General features: G+C 34.7%; 9 protein-coding genes. All 9 read right to left on the bottom strand.

Annotated elements, in window-relative coordinates:
- The coding region (locus QZV03_RS10995) for a GTP-binding protein (RefSeq protein WP_296783197.1) at nt 1–95 on the bottom strand (95 nt) is incomplete at its 3' end.
- Nucleotides 96–247: 152 nt separating this feature from the next.
- The gene (locus QZV03_RS10990) at nt 248–2,446 is read right to left on the bottom strand and encodes an elongation factor EF-2 (protein WP_296876756.1); all 2,199 of its coding nucleotides are present in this window, start codon (nt 2,444–2,446) and stop codon (nt 248–250) included.
- A 34-nt stretch (nt 2,447–2,480) separates the two neighbouring features.
- Nucleotides 2,481–3,041 (bottom strand): 30S ribosomal protein S7, encoded by a 561-nt coding sequence (locus tag QZV03_RS10985; protein WP_296876754.1) that lies wholly within the window; start codon nt 3,039–3,041, stop codon nt 2,481–2,483.
- Between the two features lie 12 nt (nt 3,042–3,053).
- Nucleotides 3,054–3,479, bottom strand: coding sequence for a 30S ribosomal protein S12 (locus QZV03_RS10980; RefSeq protein WP_067044341.1), 426 nt, complete (start codon nt 3,477–3,479; stop codon nt 3,054–3,056).
- 310 nt (nt 3,480–3,789) lie between these two features.
- Nucleotides 3,790–4,665, bottom strand: coding sequence for an MFS transporter (locus QZV03_RS10975; protein WP_296876753.1), 876 nt, complete (start codon nt 4,663–4,665; stop codon nt 3,790–3,792).
- On the bottom strand, nt 4,632–5,060 hold the full coding sequence (locus tag QZV03_RS10970) for an MFS transporter (RefSeq protein ID WP_296876751.1): 429 nt from the start codon (nt 5,058–5,060) through the stop codon (nt 4,632–4,634). The genes QZV03_RS10975 and QZV03_RS10970 overlap by 34 nt, the downstream gene beginning before the upstream one ends.
- Before the next feature lie 18 nt (nt 5,061–5,078).
- Entirely contained in the window at nt 5,079–5,243 is a 165-nt protein-coding gene (locus tag QZV03_RS10965) for a hypothetical protein (RefSeq protein ID WP_296876749.1), read from the bottom strand.
- A 112-nt stretch (nt 5,244–5,355) separates the two neighbouring features.
- Nucleotides 5,356–5,787, bottom strand: a complete 432-nt coding sequence (locus QZV03_RS10960; RefSeq protein ID WP_296876747.1) for a NusA-like transcription termination signal-binding factor — start codon at nt 5,785–5,787, stop codon at nt 5,356–5,358.
- 6 nt (nt 5,788–5,793) lie between these two features.
- Entirely contained in the window at nt 5,794–6,093 is a 300-nt protein-coding gene (locus QZV03_RS10955; protein WP_296876745.1) for a 50S ribosomal protein L30e, read from the bottom strand.
- Nucleotides 6,094–6,188 lie beyond the last annotated feature (95 nt).

Here is a 6,188-nt window from a genome sequence, read left to right as displayed (position 1 = left end):
CCAGCTTTTAATAATAAGTGTCCAACTAAAGTGGATTTTCCGTGGTCAACGTGTCCAATAAATGCTAAGTTAAGATGTTCTTTTTCTTTTGCCATTATATAACCTCTTTTGTAATATTAACAAACATTATTTATAAGCTTAAATGTTAGCTTAAATTTATTATATATTTTTCAACATATAAAAAGATAATGTTTTTTTCAATAATTTTTATAAAAATATAAAAAAATTAAAAAATTAAATTTTAATTTTATAAATCACCTAAGTAGTGGCTTGCAGGGAATGGTTCTGCGGATAAGCCTTTTCTTTGTCTGATTTCTTTTACGATTTGATTTTGCATTTCTCTTGGGAGTGGTTCAAATCCTGCAATTTCAGTAGACCATAAACATCTACCTTCAGCAGCAGATCTGATATCTCCAGCGAAACCAAACATTTCAGCTACAGGCACTTTAGATTCGATTCTTGCCATATCTCCTTCTTGACCCATGTTGACGATTTGACCTCTTCTGTTTTGGATTTCACGAGTACATGCACCCATGTAATCATTAGGAGTGTCAATAACTACTTTTTGCATTGGTTCAAGTAATGCAGGTTCAGCAAGCATCATGGAACCTAAGATAGCGTTCCTGATAGCAGGTAATACTTGTGCAGGTCCTCTGTGAACTGCGTCTTCGTGAAGTTTTGCGTCATGGAGTTTGAATTTTAATCCCATGGAGATTTCTTCACCTAAAGGACCGCTTTCTAAAGTGGATTCGAATCCTTCAAGTAATAACTCTTTTACTTCATCCAAGTATTGAATACCACGAGTCATGTTAAGGAAGATACTTCTGTTGTGAACAGCCCATACTCTTCTAGCTTCTTCTTTATCTAAACCGTATTCCATAAAGTCGTTAGCTGATTCTTTACCTTTTACTCTACCTTCTTTGATGTCACCATCTTGGATTGCGTTATAGAGTTCAGGTTCAATAGGTTCAACAGTAATGTAGAATCTGTTGTGTTTGTTAGGGGATTTACCTTCAACTTGTGGAGATAATTGTCTTACAGTTTCCCTGTATACAACAATAGGTTCGGATGTAGTGATGTCTACACCTTTTTCGTTGATTCTGTAACCGATAACTTCTAAGTGAAGCTCACCCATACCGGATACTAAGTGTTCACCGGTTTCTTCGTTAATATCAATTTTAACTGTAGGGTCTTCTTTACCAGTTTGTCTTAATACTTCAATTAATTTTGGTAAGTCTTTGGTATTTTTAGCTTCTACAGCAACGGTAACTACTGGTTCTGAAATGTGTTCTAAACCTTCGAACTCTTTAATCTTGTGATCAGGGGAACATAAGGTTTCACCAGCGATAGCTCCTTTTGCACCAGCAACATATACAATGTTACCTGCAGGAACCTTATCGGTGTTAACTCTTTCAGGACCGAAGTATACACCTACTTGTTGTACTCTGGATTTACCGTGAGATCCAACCATATATACTTCTGTACCTTTTTCGATAGCTCCACCGTATACCCTACCGGTAGCGATTTCACCAGCGTGTTTATCTACAGATACGTTGGTAACCATTACAGCTAAAGGTCCGTCAGGGGAAGTGTTGACCATACATTCACCAGCAGGTGAGTCGATGTCTCCATCCCAGATGTTAGGTACCCTGTATTCTTGTGCTACTTTAGGTGAAGGTAAGTGTTCTACTACCATACCTAATAATACATCGGATAAAGGTACTTTTTGAGCTAATTCTTTTTCGTTTTCAGCATTACAGTAATCAATAATGTCTTTGAAGTTAATTCCAGTTTCTTGCATAGTTGGGACGTTAATAGCCCAGTTGTGGTATGCGGAACCGAATGCTACACTACCATCAGTGAAGTCTAATTTCCATTCTTCTTTTTTGTCTTCAGGAGCCATGTTTCTGATTAACTTGTTAGCTTCCATGAAGATTTTTAAGAATCTGTTTTGTAACTCTTCAGGTTCTAATTTTAACTCGTTGATTAATCTGTCAACTTTGTTAATGAATAAAACTGGTTTAACGTTTTCTTTTAATGCTTGTCTGAATACAGTTTCAGTTTGAGGCATGATACCTTCTACAGCACAAACTACAACTACTGCACCATCTACAGCTCTCATAGCACGAGTTACGTCCCCACCGAAGTCAACGTGACCTGGAGTATCGATTAAGTTAATTAAGTATTCTTTTTCTTTGTAATCGTGTACCATGGATACGTTAGCTGCATCGATAGTGATACCACGAGCTTGTTCTTGTTCGTCAAAATCCAAGAATCTTTGGTCACCAGCAAGTTCTTCGGAAATCATTCCTGCACCTGCTAAGAGGTTATCAGATAAAGTGGTTTTACCGTGATCGATGTGAGCACAGATACCAATGTTTCTGATTTGATCTGGTTCATACATTAATTCTTTGATTTTTGCAATCATTTTGTCTCTTCTACTCAAAATAACCACCTGAATAAATAAACATTAAATATGATTAGTGTGCTGCTTTAGCAACTCTTTCTTTCTCTTCAGCTTTTTGTAAAGCAAAGCTTCTTGAATCTTCTTCAGATGCAAGAATTAATTCGTCAGCTAAACATTCAGCAACAGATTTTCTGTTTTTGAATGAAGATTGTAAAGTACCTCTGGTCAAGAAACCTAAGGATAAGTCAACTCTCCTTTGTGGAGAAATGTCGACTGCTACTTGGTATCCAATACCACCGTATTTGATACGGGTAGTTTCTTCACGAGGTGCAGTGTTTTCAACTGCAGTAACTAAAACTTGAACTGGATTCTTTTTAGTTCTTTTATTAATGATTTCTAAAGCATCTTTTACGATGTTGTAAGCTTTGTTTTTCTTACCTGAGTTGAGATGAGTTCTCATGATTTTGTTCATTAATCTTTCAACAATAGATACTTTAGATTTTGCGAATTGTCTTTTTACGTGTCTTCCAGAAGTATGTGGAACTAAAGTTTCATCTAAGCAGATATATTTTACTAAACCTAAGTCCTCAACTTTTACTTCATCGAGATCCCATTTATTGAATAATTTACTCATAAATATAACTCCTTATCTTACAGGTTTTTCTATTTTTCCACTTACCATTTCTGATAAAGCTACGTTATTTACTTTGGAAACTTTCCAACGGACTCCAGGAATATCACCCATGGATCTTCCGGATGGTCCACCGATTCCTTCAATCATTACTTCATCGTGTTCATCGATAAATCCAATAGCTCCGTCACCTGGTGCGAAAGCAGTTAATTGTTTACCGTTTTTGATTAATTGAACACGTACACATTTACGAATAGCAGAGTTAGGTTGTTTTGCTTCTATCCCTACTTTTTCGATTACAATACCTCTTGCTTGAGGAGCTCCTTCTAAAGGATCTGCTTTAACATCTAATCTTAAAGCTCTTCTTTTGTAATCTACATCTTTCCACTTAAAATTTTGTCTATTCTTTTTAAGTTTTTTTGCAGCAAAAAGTCCTGGCATATTTTTTTCCTCGAATTTTTTGTTAAAAACGCATATCAATGAATCCACCGCTGCGATTTATACTATAATCTATAGTACAATCTAAATTCAAAGATATAAATCAGTATAATTAATAATAGATAATTTTACATTATCTAAAAGAAGATATCTTGAAATAAAATTCAAAACATTGACAAAAAGCACACATAGTCATGTTATAAAAAGTACAGATATCTTATGATAATTTATATACTTACCCCTTTATAAAGGTATTTGTTTTCAGTGGGAAAATGAAAAAAAATGTTGAAATGGAAAAAAATAGTTAACATAATTATGCCTCCTCATACCATTTAACAATCCTTTTAGGAAGATATCTTCGGATAAGTTTAAGGACTTCAAGATTTTCATCCCTTTCGAAGAATAATCTGCTTGCAAACAATAACACTATAGCAGACAGGGACAGGGCCACACACAAAATCATCATCATTCTAGATGACTGTACCAAGCCGGAAATATTATTGTGGACTTCCATATTTCCAACATACATTACACAGATGACATTAAATATTGAAGTACACAGAAGTTTTCCGATTTCCTTGATTGATGCTAGAAATGAAGATGCATCAGGCAAGTCCTCAACACCTACTGAAGTCAGAACAAAACGATTGTTAGGTGATGAAAAGAGCCCATGACCGATACCCTGAAGTGCAATGCCTATAACAATCCAGTATAGAGGAAGGTCCTTCAGGAATAAAAAAATGACCATTGAAATGTTGATTACAATCATTGCAATTGCAGAAATTACACGAGGATCATGCTTGTCAGCCAATTTACCTGCAAAAGGAGATACGAAAACCATTAAGATAGGCGTAATCAACAGCAACAATCCGGTAGTTCTTGAATCAACACCCATTACAAGCTGCAGGTGCAGGCTTAAAATATAGGCAGCAATGAAAGTGACAAAATATCCCACCATTGAAGAGTAGTTACCAATTACATATTTAAAACTTCTTAAAAGTTTCAGATTATATATAGGGTATTGTCTGTTGCGCTCATATAGAACATATGCAATCAGTACAACTCCAAATACGACCAGATAAATTGCTCCACTCTGTACTATAGTTGAAAGTCCATAGACTAAAAATATGATTACTCCCACATAAAGAAGTGAACCTACAGCATCGATAGGCCTTTTTTCCGCATCCATTCACCTTCAATCCTGTGAATTAAAAACAATTGGAAAATCAGAAGCGGAACGATGAACACAAACGCCCCTCTCCAGGAGTGATAATAGGAAATAAAACCTGCAATTGACGGTGCAATTGTCATACCAATATATCCTGATGATCCGACAATTCCCAACGCCCTTCCGGTTTTTTCTTCAGGCATTTCCAAAACAATCATCATGTATACACTGAAATAGAGAATCGTACAGCTGCACCCCTGAATAATCCTTGATAACAGAAACATGTTAGTATGGACTGCAAAGGTGGATATCAAAAGACCAATTATCAGTCCAACAGTGGCAACTCCTGTAAATTTCTTAACCCCTTTCTGACTTATAATCTTACTGAGAGGGATACTGATTGAAATTGAAGCCATGAAAAATATTATAGTAATCTAGTTTAATGTTGAAACAGTGATTCCAAAATCGGAAGAAATTTGAGGCAAAACTACAGTAACAACATTGGTGACGATACTGGTGGATAACTGGTTTAAAGCCGCTAAAAGAACTATTAAAAAAGTTTGAGATTTCCAGTCTATACCATTAAAATTAAAATTCAATAAAAATCCACCAAAATTATCTACAAAAAATATTTGTAATAATAATTATATTAAAAAAAAGTATATAAATTTTAAAAAAAAAATAAAAAAAAATGATTAAAATAGCATGAAGCTATTTTAAAATAATATTATCAATATTATGCTGTCTATTTACTAATAATTTAGCTCTTTCAATATTGATTCCATTTTTACCGATAGCAATACGTTTGTTGGTATTATCTGCTGTAACAATAGCTATTTTTTCGCCTGATTGTTTTTGACTAATTTTAACAGATTGTAGCTTTGCAGGAGATAAACAATTCTTAATAAATTGTATTGGGTCTTCATCTAACTCTACAATTTCAATACCTTTATCAACTGCTCTTTGAACTTTTGAAACGGAACTTCCGCCTTTACCTATAGCAAGTCCCATGTCACCGTTTTTAACAACAAAAGTGACTTTTCCTTGTTCATCATCGATAATGCAATCTTTTACCATTGCTCCAGTCATATTTTCGAAAAGAGCTATGAATCTGATTTCATTTGCACTAAATTTAATAGACACTTAAATCTACCTCAAATCGTCTAATATTGTAGAATCTCCTGGATCGTTTACGATTAATGTAGCAACAGTAAATGGTTTACCACAAACAGAACCCAAATCTACACTACTTCCATCATATACAATGAATGGAATTTCAGAGAGATTTGCATAATATTCAACATCTTCAAGAATTTCTTTAGGAGCGTTTCCAGCAACAACTGCAAGTTGTCCTTTTCCTAATTTTAAAGATTGAATTGATTTTTCAGAGCCTAATGTTACATCACCAGTGTCAACAGCAACCCTGATTCCTCTATCTACGTCCATCATCTAGCCTCCTATTCATTTTTATAATCCATTTTGACACCGACAGAACCGGTACCAAGAGGTATTGGTTGTCCAATAATAATATTTTCGATGATACC

The organism is uncultured Methanobrevibacter sp., from assembly GCF_902788255.1.
In the GTDB taxonomy this organism is placed as follows: domain Archaea; phylum Methanobacteriota; class Methanobacteria; order Methanobacteriales; family Methanobacteriaceae; genus Methanocatella.
The sequence above is the reverse complement of the archived record's forward strand: the minus strand, read 5'-3'. Positions and strand labels throughout refer to the sequence as shown.

Coding starts and splice junctions, on each gene's coding strand:
- QZV03_RS10975 (WP_296876753.1), bottom strand. CDS start 4,665: ATGGATGCGGAAAAAAGGCCTATCGATGCTGTAGGTTCACTTCTTTAT.
- QZV03_RS10970 (WP_296876751.1), bottom strand. CDS start 5,060: ATGGCTTCAATTTCAATCAGTATCCCTCTCAGTAAGATTATAAGTCAG.
- QZV03_RS10980 (WP_067044341.1), bottom strand. CDS start 3,479: ATGCCAGGACTTTTTGCTGCAAAAAAACTTAAAAAGAATAGACAAAAT.
- QZV03_RS10985 (WP_296876754.1), bottom strand. CDS start 3,041: ATGAGTAAATTATTCAATAAATGGGATCTCGATGAAGTAAAAGTTGAG.
- QZV03_RS10955 (WP_296876745.1), bottom strand. CDS start 6,093: ATGATGGACGTAGATAGAGGAATCAGGGTTGCTGTTGACACTGGTGAT.